The organism is Tamlana sedimenti (assembly GCF_038148895.1).
Lineage (GTDB): Bacteria > Bacteroidota > Bacteroidia > Flavobacteriales > Flavobacteriaceae > Tamlana.
Genome location: NZ_JBBVGQ010000001.1, coordinates 342,110 through 359,796, shown reverse-complemented (window position 1 = coordinate 359,796; position 17,687 = coordinate 342,110). Strand labels below are relative to the sequence as shown.

Below are 17,687 nucleotides of genomic sequence, written 5' to 3'. Positions count from 1 at the left end.
TTAATAGCGTGCTTAAATTACGAATTTAAGTTCGTGATTGTTAATCATTTTTAAACATAATTTAATATTCTTCTTGATTATTATATAGGGAAACCATTAGTTTTGTTGAAAATAAAAATTATGCGGGTTTTAGCAATAGGAGACATTCACGGAGGCTTAAAGGCACTGATTCAGGTTTTAAATAAAATGGAGGTGAAGGACGAAGATACCTTGATTTTTATGGGTGATTATGTAGACGGTTGGAGTGAATCGGCACAAGTTGTTCAGTTTTTAATGGAACTTTCTAAAAAGATAAATTGTGTTTTTATTAAGGGGAATCATGATGTTTGGTGCGAGGAGTGGCTTCGTGATGGCGAAGTGAATATGACTTGGTACATTCATGGTGGAAAGGAAACCATGGAGAGTTACACAGGCTTTACCAAGGAAGAAAAAAAGGCGCATTTAACCTTTTTTGAAAATTTAAAAATGTACCATCTTGATGATAAAAACCGATTGTTTTTGCATGCAGGATTTACCTCGATGCATGGTGTAGAGAAGGAAGTTTTTCAAACCACCTTGTATTTTGACAGAACACTTTGGGAAATGGCATTGACGATGGATAAACGTATTGAAAGAGATTCTGAACTGTACCCCAATAGATTAAAACATTACACTGAAATTTTTATTGGACATACACCCACAACCAACTTTAAATGTGATGTACCGATGCATGCCGTAAATATTTGGAATATTGATACCGGTGCCGCCTTTAAAGGAAAACTAACTGGTATTGATGTTGATACAAAAGAGTTTTGGCAAAGTGATAACTTACCCAGTTTATATCCTGATGAAATGGGAAGGAATAAGTTTTGATGTTAGGAAATTTTTGCTTTATAATAACTGTGTAAACGTCCTGCATCAGCACCAAACCACTTTTTTACATAAATAGACCAATACAGGTATTGTAATTTCCAAATGCCTTGTTTCCGGTACATTCTGGCCGATGTGTATAGCTTTTTGTTTATGACAACAAATTGTTTTCGTTTGTACAATTCGTTGATTAAAATATTATCTTCATAAATAGTGTAGCGTTCATCGTATCCGCCAATTTCATTAAAAAGTCTTTTTGTTATAAATTGACTTTGGTCGCCACCACGGCAGGCGCGCCATTTAAATTGGGTTAACCAGCTGGCCAAGCGCAGCCACCAATGGTTGCTGTCAAATTGCATTCTAAAACAACCAGCTTTGTTGCCTTTTTCTAATTCATCAATAATAAGCTGGTCAAAGTTCTTGGGCGGAAAAGAATCGGCATGTAAAAAATAAAGGATGTTTCCTGTAGCGTGTTTAGCACCAAAATTCATTTGTTTGGCCCGACCTTTTTCAGAACTTAAAAGAATGACGTTGTTAAAGTTTGAAACCAAATGTTTTGAGTCATCTGTGCTCCCGCCATCAACCACGATAATTTCTGAAACATTTTGTTGTTTGGAATTGACTATAACATGCCTGAGCGATTTCTCGATAAATTCAGCTTCGTTTAAAATGGGAATTATTATTGAAATTTTATTCATTCAGGTTCCAGTTGTATTCTTTAAAGGATTTTTTCGCTTCCGCTGAAATTTCAATGTTTGAATACAGATTTAAAAAATCAATCAAGCTGCCGTTTTGTTCAAAATCTTTAGCAAACCATTTGAAGATTTTTGAAAGCTTTAGTTTGTTTTCAGATATTTCATTGCGTTCGGGGTCATTTAAAAATTCCTTTGCAGCTTCGTTCAATTGTTGTTCTAGTTTTGATGCTGCATACGCTTCGTTCAATAATTTTGGGCAGGAATAGGAAGCACAAACAATAGCAAAATGAATTCGGGGTTCATTCATTTTTCTAAGTATATTATGTTCAATTTCATTCAAACTATACATACTGTCGCCTAATTTCCAAAGACGTTGATCCCATGGATCTTTAATATCTTTTATGCTTCTAATTGGGTAATGGCGTAAAACCAAATCAATGGTCAAAGCATTATAAGCGTTTATCCAATAGGCTAGTTTTTCCTCTTTTGATAGTGTTAGAAAACTTTCATTCTTATGCATTAAACTCAAAACATAAATGTAGTCGAGCAATTTTTTGTATTCGGTTTTAAACGATTTGTAATTAACAAAACCATCATTTGAAACATGTTTTTGCAAAAGCTCATCAAACAACTGGTGAACAGGCATAACCCTTTTAGTTAGAATTTGATTGAATTCTAGAGCGGGTTCAATTGAAGTTTTAGCAACTTGTGCACGACTGCTCGCCAAAGAAACAGTAAAAACTATAATAAAGTTGATGTATTTCATTATTAAGTTTATTTACTTCCGCAGCTATTTTTGCAATCTAAAAAGGCTTTTTTAGCAACATCCGCCACCATCGTAATGATAGGTAGATTCACTTATAAAAATATCATCCCTATTTAAACTTGCTAAAGCGGCCGCTGTTTTATCACAAATGGCCAAGGGTTGGTTTTGCAATAAAATATGCCCTTTTTTATCGTCAACAAAAGGGTCGTCACCAAAATAAATGGCGGCTTTTCCAGTAAAAATGCAAGGGCCATCTTCCGGCATTGGGTCTTTAATGGCAGCGACTTCAATGGATTCAATGTAAATCAATTCGTCTGTAGCGTAGTGTTTCGGGGCTAAAACCCTATATGGTTTACGAGCGCGAATTTCTATGGTGCCAAAACCAGCGTCTGTAAGCATTTTTACATATTCTGCAATAGGCAGGCTGCCACTTAAACACAAAGCGCGCAATCTGTCATCATTTCTCAAGGCATCATTCATGGGCTGCTCGCATGTAGGGTCACTCATAACCAAACGTCCGTGTGGTTTTAAAACCCGATACATTTCGGCAATGGCTTTTTTTAAGTCTTCAGATTTAAAAATATTAAATAAGCAGTTTTGGGCGGCCACATCAATGCTGTTGTCGGACACTGGTAGGTTTAATGCATTTCCTTTTTTTAAGGTGACAAATTCCTTTTTAAACCATGGATTTAATTTTTCGGCCTCTATAAAATTTTTGCGAGATGCTTCCAGCATTTCATCAACCACATCCACACCAATTACACCTTCTTTTTGGCGGTTAAAATAAGCGAACTGCAATAGTTCCATGCCACCACCAACGCCAACATATAACATTTTGGGGTTGTTGGTTAAGTCGCGTGCATGCACTGTGGAACCACAACCATAGTTCATCTCTTGCATGATTTTTGGAATCTTCAATCCGGGTAATTCCCAAACGGGGTTGGTGGTACAACATAATCCAACATCTGGAGTTAATGCTGCTTCTTTATAGACGTTATGTGCGGTTTCTAAGTAGCTCATTGTTTTTTTAGATAGAAGAAGCAAGATTTAGGGTCCAAGACACTATAGAGTTTTTCTTGATTCTTGATTCAGAAAATCTTGATTCTATATTGTTTTAATTAATTCTTTAAATAATATAATCATTTCTGGTTCTGCTTTTGCTGCATGGGCAATGATATCATTGATGTCAACAGGTTCCAGGTTGCCTGGGTCGCATTCATCTGTTAAAACTGACACAGCCGCCGCTTTTAATTTTAAATGATTGGCAACAATAATTTCAGGAACCGTACTCATCCCCACGGCATCTGCACCAATGGTTTTCAGCATGCGGTATTCTGCACGGGTTTCCAATTGTGGGCCAACAACGCTGGCATAAACACCTTCATGTAGTTTAATATTGTTAGCCTTGGCAATGTTTTTAAACTTAGTATTGATTTCGGCATCATAAGGCATGCTCATATCTGTAAAGCGTTCGCCTAAAAATTCAACACCTTTAAAGGCCAAGGGTGAACTTCCTTGAAGATTAATATGGTCTTCAATAAGCATGAGCTCTCCTTTTTTAAAATTGAGGTTGATGGCTCCAGCGGCGTTTGAAACCAAAAGGGTGTGTATGCCCAATTTTTCCATAATGCGAACAGGATAAGTAACATCTTGCAAGCTATAGCCTTCATAGACATGAAAACGGCCCTGCATAACAACTGCAGTTTTTCCGGCCAATTTTCCGTAGATGAGTTTGCCTTTATGGAATTCTACAGTAGCTGTTGGGAAATTGGGAATATGGTTGTAGCTCGCTTCCTTTATAATTTCAATGTGCTCTATGAGTTGCCCCAATCCTGTGCCCAAAATGATACCTATTTCGGGGGTTTCAAAGCCTTTGCCTTTTAAATAATCAACCGTTTCTTCTATGTATTTAATCATTTTAAATATTGAATTTTTTCTCGCAATTTATGGTTGGATTGATAGAATTCTGAAGCCATTAAATCTTCAAAAGTGTCTATATCATTCAAAGTCTCTAAAGTAGTAAATGTAAAGCGGTTTTTAGTTAACTCTTGAAGAGTTTCTTGCAATAAATTAGATTGGCTCCAAGGTTTGTTTTCAAAAATGAAATCACACATCTTGTTGAGGCCAATCAAGTAATACCCGCCATCTTGTGCAGGGCCAAAAACGGTATCAGTTTTATTGAGAGCCTTCAAACCTTGATTGATGAGCTTTTCGGACATTTCGGGTAAATCTGTACCAATCAAAACGATACGCTCGTAGCCATCTTCAAAACCATCTTTAAAAGCATTTTTCATACGCTCGCCAAGGTATTTGCCTTTTTGAATGGTTTTTTTATAGCCTTTCCATTCATTGTTCACAATCGAATCTGAGAAATAAACTCGTTTATCTGCCGAAAGATTTTTAGTAGCATTTTTGGCGACTTTCACAAGCTCTTTATAGACATCCAAAGCAGCTTGGTTGCCAATAGATTTGGCAAGCCGAGTTTTTACTTTTCCAAGTTCAATATTCTTTACAAAAACGATAACAAGGGCTTTACTCATATATTTTTATTCCTTTGGAAAGCCATTTGCTCCAACTTTTGGAAAAGGCATGGATGCTATCGGTTTCTTGTCCTTTCTTATTATAAACGGGGAAACCTTGATTTTTCCATTCAAAAATACCGCCGTACAGGTTTTTAACATTGGTGTAGCCCGCTTTTTTAAGTTTTTCGGCAATATCTTCAGATCGAACACCGAGAGAGCAATAAACCACAATGCTTGAATTTTTATCGACTAATTTTTGTTGAACCGAATCTAAACTAAAATTATCGTAGCCCACAAAAATGGCGTTTTTAAGATGACTGACTTGGTATTCTTTTTCTTCTCTAGAATCCAGTAAAATAGTATTTTCTGCTGAAGTTCTCAACGATTCAGCATTGATATAAGGAATGCTTTCGGTGTTGTAATGTTTTAATAATTTTGAAAGCTTTTGCTGTGAAAAACTCGCGGATGACACTAGAATAATAAGATAAAAAAGAAACTGCTTCATATTATTTAATTAGGCAACCGTACCTTGGCAACTGCTTCCGGCACCTGCAGTACAACCATAACAATGTTGAGAAATTACGATATCTCTGCCCTCCAAAAGGGTTTCGTTGTATTCCGAAATATGTTTGGTTTTACCATTAATCGGCAATTCCAACATTTGGTTAAAGTCGCAATCATACAAATAGCCATCCCAGCTAACGGAAAGCGTATTGGTGCACATCACGTTTTCAACGGCTGCAGGGTTGTAGGCTTCAACCAACTCATACATATAGTCCTCGTAATTTTCCGAAGCGATGAGGTAGTCTAAAAACCTGCTAATTGGAAGGTTGGTAATGGCAAACAAGTTGTGGAAATGAATATCAAAATCTTCTTTTAATGCTTTTTTGTAATCCATTTCCATTGAAGCTTGATTTCCCGGTAAAAATGCCCCAGATGGATTATAAACCAAATCTAATCGCAATGAACTATCCGGCATGCCATACCCTACGGAATTTAACATTTTAAGCGCTTCGATGGATGTGTTAAAAACACCTTCGCCACGCTGTTTGTCCGTTTTCCCACGTGTCCAATGTGGCATGGAACTTACTACATGAATGTTGTATTTTTTGAAAAATTCAGGTAAATCGTGATATTTTTTATTGGCCTTGATGATGGTTAAGTTAGACCGAACTATGAAATCCTTAATGCCAACTTTTGCGGCCTCTTCCACAAACCAACGAAAATTAGGGTTCATTTCTGGAGCGCCACCGGTTAAATCCAAGGTATGTGCCTCGGTATTTTTTATAACCTCCAAGCACTGTTGCATGGTTTCCTTGGTCATGATTTCCTTTCGGTCTGGGCCGGCATCAACATGGCAGTGTGCACAAACTTGATTGCACATATAGCCCACATTAATCTGAAGAATCTCCAGTTTTTTTGCTTTGAGTGGAAATTGACCAGTTTCTGCAATTTTATTTTTAAACTTAGGTAAGTCGCCGTTTTGAAAAATACCGTTGGACAAAATTTCCAACTGTCTTTTTGAGTTTGCGAGTGCACTTTCGCGTTTATGTAAGGATTTAATCATTTTTTGATTTTTGATTTACGATTTACGAATAACGATTGATAAGAAACTCTAAAATCGTGCATCGTAACTCTTAAAATCGATTTACATATCCAATTTATTTACTTTGTTCATCATCTGCACGCCATGTACCAAGGATGCACCACCACGAATAGCTCCCGCAACGTGCAAAGCTTCCATCATTTCTTCTTTGGTTATGCCACGTTTAAGGCCATCACCTGTATAGGCGTCAATACAATAAGGGCATTGAATGGTGTGCGCCACGGCTAAAGCGATTAACGATTTTTCTCTGGCGGTAAGTGCGCTTTCCTCAAAAACGGAATTGTAATAGTCAAAGAATTTACTGCCCAATTCTTGGTTCCATTCGCTGATTTTTCCAAATTTTCTTAAATCGGCAGGGTCGTAGTATGTTTTTTGCATAAATGTATTTTGGTCTAAAGATATAAATCTGCTTTGTTAAGTCGGTATGTTTGTTATGACTTAACAAAATTTGTTGGAAATTTTGGGTGAAAGTATTTTTTAGAATTGATTTTAGCTGTGCTCGGTTTTGATGTCTTTTGTTCTAAAATATTCACAACTTAATGCATTTTCTGACTGAATCAGTTCTTTTTTAAACTTGCAGAACAAACTAAGTCGAACTTCTTTTTTATTGATTCTTCTCCTTGAATATCCGGCATATCGACATAATTCACATTCTCTAATTTGAATATTTCTGTAATTTAAATATTCGATTTGATTTTCGGATTCTGTTTTTCTTTCATTATAAAACTTGTCTAAATGATAATCAACAAATTTTATATTCTCTTGATTTGAATAAATTTCAGCTAAAATGCTTTCCAGATAGTATTCTGTGAATTCATAGGAGCCATTTTTATTTAAAATAAAAACTTTCCTATATTCTCTACAACCTTTTTTAGTCAAAGAGCAAAAGTCCCTTGTAGTTGAATTCAATTTAAAATTATAAAATTCAGTATTATTTTGTTCAAAGGATAGTCTTTTGTTTTTTAAGCCAATAACATCTGAATCATTTTTAATCGTAATTTCAATGATTTTATTTCTGGAATTTAACTTCTTTGAAGTTGATTTATGAGTTACGACTATTTCTATAAAGATAACTTCGGTTGGTTTTTTTGTTGACAATAATTGAATATCAGGTTTAAATTCATCAAAGCCTTCTTCAACTTTTATTTTGTCAAAAGTTTTTGTCAAATCGTAAGCTTCTGTTCTTGTTCCTATGTTGCAAAAAATGTCCGTTTGTTTAAAATGTCTATCGCATACAGCTTTAATAGGATATTCTAAGTAAAATGGCACTTTGTTTTCCACTGCATCTAAATACGTTTCTTTAAAGACTTCTTTTGCGGCTTCGTGCAAATAAGTCTCATTTGAAAAATTGACTTTATTTAAATGGTGAAAGTGAGGTTTAAATTTTCCTTCTAAGTAGGCAGTCATTTTTTTGTTACTTATTAAATTGAAAAATGAGCCGTTTTTTCTCATTTCAATTGTAACATCATTAATGTGAACTATCTTGTTGTTGTATTTTGCCCAACTATACTTAACCATTAAATAATTCGTTTAAATTCTAGTTTTAGATGGTAGCTCAACTTATCGATGGTATAATATTTTGATTTCCTTTACTCTTTTATCAAACTCCTAGAAATCACAATTTTTTGAATCTCAGAAGTGCCCTCATAAATCTGGGTAATTTTAGCATCGCGCATTAAACGCTCCACATGGTATTCCTTTACAAAACCATTGCCACCATGTATTTGCACCGCTTCAACGGTGTGTTTCATGGCCACGGTGGAGGCGTAAAGTTTTGCCATAGCACTGCTTTTGTCATAATTGTTGCCATTATCTTTATCCCAAGCTGCTTTCATTACCAACATACGTGCTGCTTCAATGTCGGTGTACATATCGGCCAATTTAAAGGCAATGGCTTGGTGGTTGCAAATTTCGGTGCCGAAAGCTTTGCGCTCTTTGGAATATTTAAGAGCCAATTCGTAAGCGCCGGATGCTATACCCAATGCCTGCGATGCAATGCCTATACGACCGCCTGAAAGGGTTTTCATGGCAAATCTAAACCCAGAACCGTTGGGGCCAATTCGGTTGGATTTGGGAACTTTAACATCATTAAATTGAAGGGTGTGCGTGTCGCTTCCGCGAATGCCCAATTTATCTTCTTTAGGCCCCACATGAAAACCTTCCATGCCTTTTTCAACAATAAAAGCATTGATGCCATGCGAACCTTTATCTCTATCAGTTTGGGCAATAACAATATAAACATCTGCACGGCCACCGTTTGTTATCCAGTTTTTTGTGCCGTTGAGAACATAATGGTCGCCTTTATCAATAGCCGTTGTTCTTTGAGACGTGGCATCGCTTCCGGCTTCGGGTTCACTCAAACAGAAGGCGCCAATAAATTCACCCGTAGCCAGTTTGGTCAAGTATTTTTCTTTTTGTTCTTCGCTGCCATAGGCCTCAATGCCATAACACACCAAAGAGTTATTTACGGAAACAATTACAGAAGCAGAAGCATCAATTTTAGACAATTCTTCCATAATGAGCACATACGAAACCGCATCCATACCGCTACCACCATATTTTGGGTCTACCATGATGCCCAAAAAGCCCAAATCGCCCATTTTTTTGACAAGCTCTTTGGGGAAATGTTGTTTTTCATCACGTTCAATCACACCCGGAAGGAGTTCGGTTTGGGCAAAATCTCGGGCCGCATCTCGAATCATTAGGTGTTCTTCTGAAAGGCTAAAATCCATAATTGACAAATATTTTGTGTTTTTGATAAAAAATATTTACAAATATAGCTTTTTACTGTTAAATATTCAATGGGATTGTTATTTTTGCTTTGTATGATAAAAAGCGAATATCATGTAGTTGGCGTAATGTCTGGAACCTCATTAGATGGTATCGATTTGGTTCAGGTTAAGTTTTATTTTGAGGGTTTTTGGCGTTTTGAGATTCTTGCTGCTGAAACTATTGCCTATCCCAAAAAATGGCGTGATACCCTGAGGAATTTAGTGTCACTTTCGTTAGAAGATTTGAAGAAAATAGATGAGGATTACACCGAGTTTTTGGCGCTTACCATAAAAGAATTTATTTTTAAAAACGACATCAAAAATGTTGATGCGATTTGCTCGCATGGGCATACGGCATTGCACCAACCAGAGAAAAGGTTAACGCTTCAAATTGGCAATTTGCCTGAAATAGCCAAGATTTTAAATGAAATTGTAGTTTGTGATTTCAGGGTTGAGGATGTTAAGCTAGGTGGACAGGGTGCGCCATTAGTACCGATTGGAGATAAACTATTGTTTTCTGAATACGATTTTTGCTTGAATTTGGGTGGGTTCGCCAATATCTCTACGGAGATAAAGCAATCTCGAATAGCTTATGATATTTGCCCTGTTAACATTGTACTGAATCATTATGTGAGCCAATTAGGATTTGATTTTGATGATGGCGGACAAATAGCCTCTTCAGGAAAGTTGGATACAACACTTCTTTATCAATTGAATGACCTTAATTTTTATGCGCAAAAGCACCCAAAATCTTTGGGATTGGAATGGGTTAGAACCAATATTTTTCCACTTATTGATATTTTTAAATTGGAGGTCAAAGACGTTCTAAACACATTTGTTGAACACATTGCTGTTCAAATAGCTTCAGTAATCAAACAAAAAAATGACGCATCGGTTTTGGTTACGGGAGGAGGGGCGTACAACAAATATTTAATGGAAAGAATCAAATTTCATTCAAAAAGCAAAATAATTATTCCTGTAAATCAGGTTGTTGAATTCAAGGAAGCGCTCGTTTTTGGGTTTCTTGGCGTGTTAAAACTTCGTGGGGAAGTAAACTGTTTACATAGTGTAACGGGAGCTTCAAAAGACCACAGTTCAGGCATCATCTATCATCCTTAAATTTTATCTAAATTTAATCTTTAAGGATTTTTAGTTTTTTATATTTGTTACATTAATAATTTAATTTCTCTAATAATGAATCAGCTTTAGCTACGCTTAATTTAATTTCAAAGAAGTTTTTACAGTAGGCAACAGTTAACAAGTTTTACAAATAGAGATGAAAGAATTATTAAAAAAATATGAAAATAAAGCACCCGAAATTGTTTTTAATTGGAAAGATTCCGAGACGGAAGCAGAGGGTTGGGTGGTTATAAATTCATTGCGTGGTGGTGCTGCCGGTGGTGGTACAAGGATGCGTAAAGGCCTTGATATGAATGAGGTTTTATCGTTGGCAAAAACCATGGAAATTAAATTTACCGTTTCAGGTCCACCAATAGGCGGAGCAAAGTCTGGTATTAATTTCGACCCAAAAGACCCCAGAAAGAAAGGGGTTTTGGAACGTTGGTTTATGGCCGTTTCCCCCTTGCTTAAAAGCTATTATGGTACAGGCGGCGATTTAAATGTTGATGAAATACATGAGGTAATACCTATTACTGAAGAAAGTGGAGTATGGCATCCTCAGGAAGGAGTTTTTAACGGTTATTTCAAGCCTACCGAAGCCGATAAAATAAACCGAATAGGGCAGTTGCGCCAAGGTGTCATTAAGGTTATTGAAAACCCTTATTACTCACCAAGTGTTTTGAGAAAATACACGGTGGCCGATATGATAACGGGTTTTGGGGTGGCAGAAGCTGTCAGGCAGTATTACAATATTTATGGAGGCTCAATAAAAGATAAACGAGCCGTTGTGCAGGGTTTTGGAAATGTTGGAGCAGCCGCTGCATTTTATCTGTCCCAAATGGGTGCTAAAATCGTTGGCATTATTGATGTTGTTGGTGGATTGATAAACGAAGAAGGCTTTACTTTTGAGGATATTTCAAAACTTTTTCTTGCGAAAAAAGGAAATACACTAGTTGCTGAAGATTTGATTCCTTTTGAGGAAATAAATAAAAAAATATGGTCATTAAAAACGGAAATTTTTGCACCTTGTGCTGCATCTCGACTGGTTACCATTCATCAAATAGACGAAATGATTGATAGTGGTTTAGAAGTCATATCTTGTGGTGCCAATGTGCCATTTTCCGATAAAGAAATATTCTTTGGACCCATAATGGAACATACCGATTACAAGGTAAGTTTGATACCAGATTTTATTTCAAACTGTGGCATGGCTCGGGTTTTTGCTTATTTTATGGAACGCAAAGTGCAGATGACGGACGAAGCAATTTTCAACGACACATCCAATAGGATTAAGGAGGCATTAGAAAAAATTTACAATAAAAATAAATCCAAAACGGAGATTAGTGCAACAGCTTTTGAAATTGCACTAAAACAACTCATCTAACACAAAAACATATGGAATCAGCAATTATTTTGGTATTTGTAATAGGCTATTTGGGCATTACCCTAGAGCACAGTTTAAGAATAGATAAATTAATACCAGCCTTGGTCATGATGGCTGTCTGTTGGGCGTTAATTGCTTTGGGCCTTGAAACCTTTCCACAATGGTTTGATTCTGGAAACCATGCACTTTTAGAAGGGTTTGGTGATTTAGGGGCAGATGAGAAGATGCACCTTATGGAAGAAACACTGCTTCACCATTTAGGTAAAACATCGGAGATTTTGGTGTTCCTTTTAGGAGCTATGACCATTGTTGAAATTATAGATTATTTTGATGGCTTTTCTACCATAAAAGACTTCGTGAAGACAAAAAAGAAAACAAAAATCCTTTGGATTTTTGCTATTCTAGCTTTCATATTGTCTGCTATAATAGATAACCTTACAGCAACTATTGTTCTTATTTCAATCCTTCAGAAAATTGTTAAGGAAAGAGATGTTCGCATTTGGTATGCTGGCTTGATCATTATTGCAGCAAATGCTGGTGGTGCTTGGTCTCCAATTGGTGATGTAACCACAACCATGCTTTGGATTGGTAAAAAAGTGTCTACAGGTCATTTAATTGGTTATTTATTGGTGCCTTCATTCTTATGTATGGCAGTACCTACGTTTGTTGCTTCGTTTTTACCGGCTTTTAAAGGTGACTTAGACGTTGAGGAGGTTGAAGAGAAAAAGAAATCAAGGTTTAGTGCGACCATGCTTTATTTAGGATTAGGCGCAATTGTGTTTGTTCCCATTTTTAAAATGATAACCCATTTACCGCCTTATGTTGGTATGATGTTGTCGTTGGGAGTTGTTGCTACATTTGCTGAAATTTATAGTAGTTCAAAATTTAGCATGACTGAATTTCATGCCGAGGAAAGCGATGCCCATGCGCACCATAGCCCGGTGCATTATTCATTGTCCAAAATAGAATTACCCAGTATCTTATTTTTCTTGGGTATTTTAATGGCCGTTGCCGCATTGGAATCTTTGGGCATCCTATTTGGTTTTGCCGCCTCATTGCAGGAAAATATGCCAATGCTGGGAACAGAAATTCACCCTGGAGGCCACGAAGGTGTTTCAGACATCGTGGTACTATTGCTCGGGGTTGGTTCTGCGGTAATCGACAATGTGCCTCTTGTGGCAGCTAGTTTGGGTATGTTTCATGAGCCTATGGACAATGAGCTTTGGCATTTTATCGCCTATTCTGCGGGTACTGGTGGAAGTATGCTTATTATTGGCTCCGCCGCTGGTGTTGTGGCTATGGGTATGGAGAAAATCGATTTCTTCTGGTATCTAAAAAAGATAGCCTGGCTGGCTTTAATAGGCTTCTTGGTTGGTGCTGCGGCATTTATGGTAACCAGAACACTCTTTTAAATTTACGGTTCAACGATATTCAAAATGGAAAGATTGGTGTTTTTCACCAATCTTTCCATTTTTATATGGGTAAATATTACTGAAAATGATTTTTATTATACTTTAGCAAAAAATCAAGCGTTATACAGATGCGAATAAATTAATAACATTATATGCTTATAACATTAATACAAAACATACAAGAAGGTACGGAAGTGCCTCTAGAAGGTGAATCTGTTGAAAAAACACTCTCAATCATAGAATTAATAAGTAGTGGAGGTGTTGCAGGACAAGTTATAATTGCTGTTCTGTTTTTGCTTTTGGTAGGAGCAATTTACATTTATTTTGAACGCATTTTTGCCATTAAAGCAGCATCAAATGTTGATGCCAATTTCATGAACCAAATCAAGGATTATGTCAGCAATGGTAAGATTGATTCAGCACAATTGCTTTGTGCACAAGTAAACTCACCGGTATCTCGATTAATTGGGAAAGGCATTTCCAGAATTGGCAAACCACTTGCTGATATTAATACAGCCATTGAAAATGCGGGGCGATTGGAAATTTATGGGCTTGAAAAAAACGTAAGTATCCTAGCGACAATTTCAGGAGCCGCACCTATGATTGGATTTCTTGGTACGGTAATTGGAATGATATTAGCCATATTTGAATTGGCCAATGCAGGAGGAAGCATAGAAATGGATGTTTTAGCAGGAGGTTTATATACAGCCATGACCACAACGGTAGCGGGGCTTATTGTAGGGATTGTGGCCTATATAGCTTACAACCACCTAGTGGTTAGAACAGATAAGGTTGTGTATCAAATGGAAGCTAATTCGCTTGAGTTTTTAGACCACTTAAACGAACCAATATAATATGAACTTTAGAGGAAGAAATAAGGTTACACCAGAATTCAATATGTCTTCAATGACCGATATTGTATTTCTGCTGCTTATCTTTTTTATGATTGCTTCTACTTTGGTGACTACCAATGCCATTGATATCATTTTACCAAAAGCCAGTGGTAAGACCGAAAATAAAAAATCGGTGGCGGTAAGTATAAAAAGCGATTTAACTTATTATATCGATCAAAAAAGGGTTGGTGAAAGCGTTTTGGAGAACGAATTGCTGGCCTTGCTATCGGCAGAAGACAAGCCAACTATTGTGTTAAGGGCTGAAAAATCAGTGCCTGTTGAAAATGTGGTTAAGGTGATGGACATTGCCAATAGAAACAAATTCAAGGTTATATTGGCCGTAAAGCCAAACTAAAATGTTTCCTTGCCGACTTATTTATAGCATTTTACAAAAATTAAGATGAAATTTTTTGAAACCAAACATGAACGAAATTCAGCTAAATTAACGGCGTTAATTACGCTTATTATTTTGTTGCTTTTATTTGTTGTTGGTGCAAAATATATGGATCCACCAGAGGAATATGGTGTTGCCGTTAATTTTGGAAATTCAGATTTTGGAAGAGGTAACATACAACCTTTAAAACCCGTAAAGTCCGAACCTCGAAAGGTTGATGAACTTCCACAACCCGACATTTCTAAGGCTGAACCCGAGCCTGCCAAAACCTCAGAAGTTAAAGAGGAGGTGTTGACCGCGGACAATGCTGAAGAAATAGCCATTAAAAAACAAAAAGAAGCCGAGGCCAAAGCTAAAGCTATTGCAGAAGCTCAGGCAAAAGCAGAGGCCGAACGAATTGCCAAGGAAAAGCGTGAACAAGAGGAAAAGAAAAGGAAACTGGATGCTTTAATAGGTGGTGTAAGCAAATCTGAAGGTAGCGAAGCAGGCAGCGAGGGTAACGATAATCAATCTGGCGATAAGGGCCAATTGGATGGCAACCCTTATGCGCCGAGTTACTTTGGTGGACAAGGCACAGGTAGTGGGGGTGTTGGTTATGGTCTGGGTGGAAGAGGAACGCCATCTAGGTCCATATTCAAACAAGATTGTAATGAGTCAGGACTTGTTGTGGTTAGAATCGTGGTTAATCAAAGTGGCAATGTAATTGAAGCCATACCAGGAATAAAAGGAACCACAAACAATGCGCAATGTTTATTGGAACCTGCTAAAAAGATTGCCTTATCACATAAATGGCCGGCAGATTCAAATGCGCCGGCGCGCCAAATAGGGTTTGTTAGTGTTAATTTCCAATTAAGTCAATAAATTCAATGACTTACTTAGAGACATTGGAGTGGATGTTCGCTCAACTTCCCATGTATCAGCGCCAGGGTAGCGCAGCTTTCAAAAAGGACTTATCAAACACATTAAAATTATCGGAGCATCTTGGTTTCCCTGAAATGGATTTTAAGTCTATTCATGTTGCAGGCACAAATGGCAAAGGTTCAACCAGCCATATGCTAGCATCTATTTTACAGGACGTAGGTTATAAAGTAGGGCTATACACATCACCGCATCTAAAAGATTTTAGGGAACGAATAAAAATTAACGGAAAAGAGGTTAGTAAGCAATTCGTTATCGGTTTTATGAAGCGAAATAAACCGTTTTTTGAAAAGCACCAATTATCATTTTTTGAAATGACCGTTGGCATGGCTTTCGATTATTTTTCAAGAGAAAAAGTAGATATTGCCGTTGTTGAGGTCGGTTTGGGTGGCCGATTGGATTCTACAAATATCATCAACCCCGAAGTATCGGTTATTACCAATATTGGGTTGGACCACACACAGTTTTTGGGAGACACTTTAGAGCTAATCGCTTATGAAAAGGGCGGTATAATTAAACCTAATGTACCAGTGGTTATAGGGGAAACGCAAAAGGAAACGGAAACGGTTTTTAGGGAATTGGCACAAAAGAACCATGCTGAAATTACGTTTGCTGATGAGCAAATAAGCGAAAACTATGTCTCTGATTTGGTTGGTAGTTATCAATCAAAAAACATTAAGACCGTCGTTCAAACCACTAAAGTTCTTCAACAGAAAGGATTTCATATTCCAAAGGAAAACATAAAAGAAGGTTTACTCAATGTGGTTAAAAACACAGGTTTATTGGGGCGATGGCAGAAATTAAGCAAAGAACCCAAAGCCGTTTGTGATACGGGTCATAACAAGGAGGGTTTAACCTATGTCATAAACCAAATTAATGAAGAGCAATTTGAACAACTTCATATGGTTTTTGGGGTCGTTAACGATAAAGATATAACTTCAATAGTGGATTTATTGCCAAAGGATGCTACTTACTATTTTTGTAAACCTGATATCCCGAGGGGATTGGATGCCGTGGTTCTAAAGGAGCGATTTTCAAAGTATGGATTACTTGGTAAGGCTTATGGTTCGGTTAACGAAGCATATAATTCAGCCATTGAAAATGCAAAAAAAGATGATTTTATTTTTGTTGGTGGCAGTACGTTTGTGGTGGCAGAAATAATTTGAATTTTTATTGAAAAAGTTTTTGCAATTTTAAAAACTAGCTTATATTTGCACACCTATTTAAGGGCGCATAGCTCAGTTGGTTCAGAGCACTTGGTTTACACCCAAGGGGTCGGGGGTTCGAATCCCTCTGCGCCCACAAAAGCTTCTAGAAATGGAAGCTTTTTTATTTCCTGTGATTAAAAAATCATATATTTATTAAATCATTTATAGGGTCATTAACTCAGTTGGTTCAGAGTGTTACCTTGACAGGGTAGAAGTCACTGGTTCGAATCCAGTATGACCCACTAGTTTTGAATTAAGTTTTTAAAACTAATTCACGTTTTCGCAAGTTTTTTTATTACATTTAGTAGCGAAATCTCTCGTTCATATGACTAACGATAAAGTTAAGACTACCTACAAAGCAATATTCAAGTCATATTATAGCCCTTCTTTAGAAAAACATATTGAAAAAATAATTGAATTGGATGCCTTCCTTCCTTACAGTTCAACGTTTTTTTGCATCACCAATACCCAAGCCTTATCCTTTGAGTATGTCAGTAAAAATTTTAAGACGTGTTTAGGGTTAGATAAGAGTGAATTGGAGGTAAAGGGCATGCAATATTTTTGGAGTAGGATACACCCTGATGATTTAGAACAGTGGCTTAAAGCTTTGAATGAATTGATGAATTTTACATTGGCTGAAATTGATTTACAGGATAGGGTAAGAATGAGTTACACATGGAACTATCGGTTTAAAAATTCTAAAGACAAATACGTTAATATTATCCAAAACACAACGCCTTTAGAGTTTGATATGGATGAAAAGCCAATAATCGGGTTGGCACATTATACGGTTATTAATGCAGCATTAGAGATGCCAGTATGCGCTTCTGCAAAATTTTTAAACGATCATGATGAGTATGATACCGTTTACTACAATAATTTTTCACAAAAACTATTGGCTGATGGGATAAGTAATAGAGAACGCGATATCATTAGGTTGTTGGCATTAAATTATACCAGTAAACAAATTGCTGAGAAATTAAACATCAGTTCAAATACGGTAGATACACACAGAAGAAACATCTTGAAAAAACTCAATATCTCCTCAACAGGAGAGCTTGTAAGTATGTTAAAACTAAAAAATATGATTTTTTAGTAGAGAGCTTTTTTGCAATTCAATTCAAAAATAACCTAGTTATTTAGGGTTTTA

Annotated in this window: 19 protein-coding genes and 2 tRNA genes; 11 read left to right on the top strand and 10 right to left on the bottom strand. The window is 36.7% G+C overall.

What is annotated here, in order from left to right:
• Positions 1-120: 120 nt before the first annotated feature.
• Positions 121-852, top strand: a complete 732-nt coding sequence (locus WJN01_RS01590; RefSeq protein ID WP_445195406.1) for a metallophosphoesterase family protein — start codon at positions 121-123, stop codon at positions 850-852.
• A gap of 2 nt (positions 853-854) precedes the next feature.
• On the opposite strand, the gene WJN01_RS01585 is transcribed toward WJN01_RS01590, so the two are convergent.
• From WJN01_RS01585 to WJN01_RS01540, 10 genes are all read right to left on the bottom strand, one after another.
• A complete protein-coding gene (locus WJN01_RS01585; protein WP_445195405.1) occupies positions 855-1,547 on the bottom strand; it encodes a TIGR04283 family arsenosugar biosynthesis glycosyltransferase in 693 nt (230 codons plus the stop codon).
• Positions 1,540-2,310 (bottom strand): DUF547 domain-containing protein, encoded by a 771-nt coding sequence (locus WJN01_RS01580; RefSeq protein WP_445195404.1) that lies wholly within the window; start codon positions 2,308-2,310, stop codon positions 1,540-1,542. The genes WJN01_RS01585 and WJN01_RS01580 overlap by 8 nt, the downstream gene beginning before the upstream one ends.
• 51 nt (positions 2,311-2,361) lie before the next feature.
• Entirely contained in the window at positions 2,362-3,330 is a 969-nt protein-coding gene (gene arsM / locus WJN01_RS01575; protein WP_445195403.1) for an arsenosugar biosynthesis arsenite methyltransferase ArsM, read from the bottom strand.
• Between the two features lie 84 nt (positions 3,331-3,414).
• Positions 3,415-4,227, bottom strand: coding sequence for a purine-nucleoside phosphorylase (locus WJN01_RS01570; protein WP_445195402.1), 813 nt, complete (start codon positions 4,225-4,227; stop codon positions 3,415-3,417).
• Entirely contained in the window at positions 4,224-4,850 is a 627-nt protein-coding gene (locus WJN01_RS01565; protein WP_445195401.1) for a TIGR04282 family arsenosugar biosynthesis glycosyltransferase, read from the bottom strand. The genes WJN01_RS01570 and WJN01_RS01565 overlap by 4 nt, the downstream gene beginning before the upstream one ends.
• Positions 4,843-5,337, bottom strand: coding sequence for a rhodanese-like domain-containing protein (locus WJN01_RS01560; protein ID WP_445195400.1), 495 nt, complete (start codon positions 5,335-5,337; stop codon positions 4,843-4,845). The genes WJN01_RS01565 and WJN01_RS01560 overlap by 8 nt, the downstream gene beginning before the upstream one ends.
• Before the next feature lie 9 nt (positions 5,338-5,346).
• Positions 5,347-6,399 carry an arsenosugar biosynthesis radical SAM (seleno)protein ArsS gene (gene arsS / locus WJN01_RS01555; RefSeq protein WP_445195399.1) on the bottom strand — a complete coding sequence of 351 codons (1,053 nt, stop codon included), beginning with the start codon at positions 6,397-6,399 and terminating at the stop codon, positions 5,347-5,349.
• A gap of 81 nt (positions 6,400-6,480) precedes the next feature.
• Positions 6,481-6,816 (bottom strand): arsenosugar biosynthesis-associated peroxidase-like protein, encoded by a 336-nt coding sequence (locus WJN01_RS01550; RefSeq protein ID WP_445195398.1) that lies wholly within the window; start codon positions 6,814-6,816, stop codon positions 6,481-6,483.
• Between the two features lie 111 nt (positions 6,817-6,927).
• Entirely contained in the window at positions 6,928-7,956 is a 1,029-nt protein-coding gene (locus WJN01_RS01545; RefSeq protein ID WP_445195397.1) for a hypothetical protein, read from the bottom strand.
• 71 nt (positions 7,957-8,027) lie between these two features.
• Positions 8,028-9,170 (bottom strand): acyl-CoA dehydrogenase, encoded by a 1,143-nt coding sequence (locus WJN01_RS01540; protein ID WP_445195396.1) that lies wholly within the window; start codon positions 9,168-9,170, stop codon positions 8,028-8,030.
• A 69-nt stretch (positions 9,171-9,239) separates the two neighbouring features.
• On the opposite strand from WJN01_RS01540, the gene WJN01_RS01535 reads away from it, so the two are divergent.
• The 10 genes from WJN01_RS01535 (at position 9,240) to WJN01_RS01490 (ending at position 17,633) form a co-directional block, all read left to right on the top strand.
• Positions 9,240-10,328: an anhydro-N-acetylmuramic acid kinase gene (locus tag WJN01_RS01535; RefSeq protein WP_445195395.1), complete on the top strand. Its 1,089-nt coding sequence runs from the start codon at positions 9,240-9,242 to the stop codon at positions 10,326-10,328.
• Positions 10,329-10,485: 157 nt separating this feature from the next.
• Entirely contained in the window at positions 10,486-11,712 is a 1,227-nt protein-coding gene (locus tag WJN01_RS01530) for a Glu/Leu/Phe/Val dehydrogenase dimerization domain-containing protein (protein ID WP_445195394.1), read from the top strand.
• 11 nt (positions 11,713-11,723) lie between these two features.
• Entirely contained in the window at positions 11,724-13,124 is a 1,401-nt protein-coding gene (gene nhaD, locus WJN01_RS01525; protein ID WP_445195393.1) for a sodium:proton antiporter NhaD, read from the top strand.
• A gap of 152 nt (positions 13,125-13,276) precedes the next feature.
• On the top strand, positions 13,277-13,978 hold the full coding sequence (locus tag WJN01_RS01520; protein ID WP_445195392.1) for a MotA/TolQ/ExbB proton channel family protein: 702 nt from the start codon (positions 13,277-13,279) through the stop codon (positions 13,976-13,978).
• A gap of 1 nt (position 13,979) precedes the next feature.
• A complete protein-coding gene (locus WJN01_RS01515) occupies positions 13,980-14,372 on the top strand; it encodes an ExbD/TolR family protein (protein WP_445195391.1) in 393 nt (130 codons plus the stop codon).
• A 45-nt stretch (positions 14,373-14,417) separates the two neighbouring features.
• Positions 14,418-15,272, top strand: coding sequence for an energy transducer TonB (locus WJN01_RS01510; RefSeq protein ID WP_445195390.1), 855 nt, complete (start codon positions 14,418-14,420; stop codon positions 15,270-15,272).
• Between the two features lie 5 nt (positions 15,273-15,277).
• Positions 15,278-16,495: a bifunctional folylpolyglutamate synthase/dihydrofolate synthase gene (locus WJN01_RS01505; protein ID WP_445195389.1), complete on the top strand. Its 1,218-nt coding sequence runs from the start codon at positions 15,278-15,280 to the stop codon at positions 16,493-16,495.
• Between the two features lie 61 nt (positions 16,496-16,556).
• A tRNA-Val gene (locus WJN01_RS01500) sits at positions 16,557-16,631 on the top strand.
• 73 nt (positions 16,632-16,704) lie between these two features.
• Positions 16,705-16,779 (top strand) — tRNA-Val (locus WJN01_RS01495).
• 83 nt (positions 16,780-16,862) lie between these two features.
• On the top strand, positions 16,863-17,633 hold the full coding sequence (locus WJN01_RS01490) for a LuxR C-terminal-related transcriptional regulator (protein WP_445195388.1): 771 nt from the start codon (positions 16,863-16,865) through the stop codon (positions 17,631-17,633).
• The last annotated feature ends 54 nt before the right edge of the window (positions 17,634-17,687 follow it).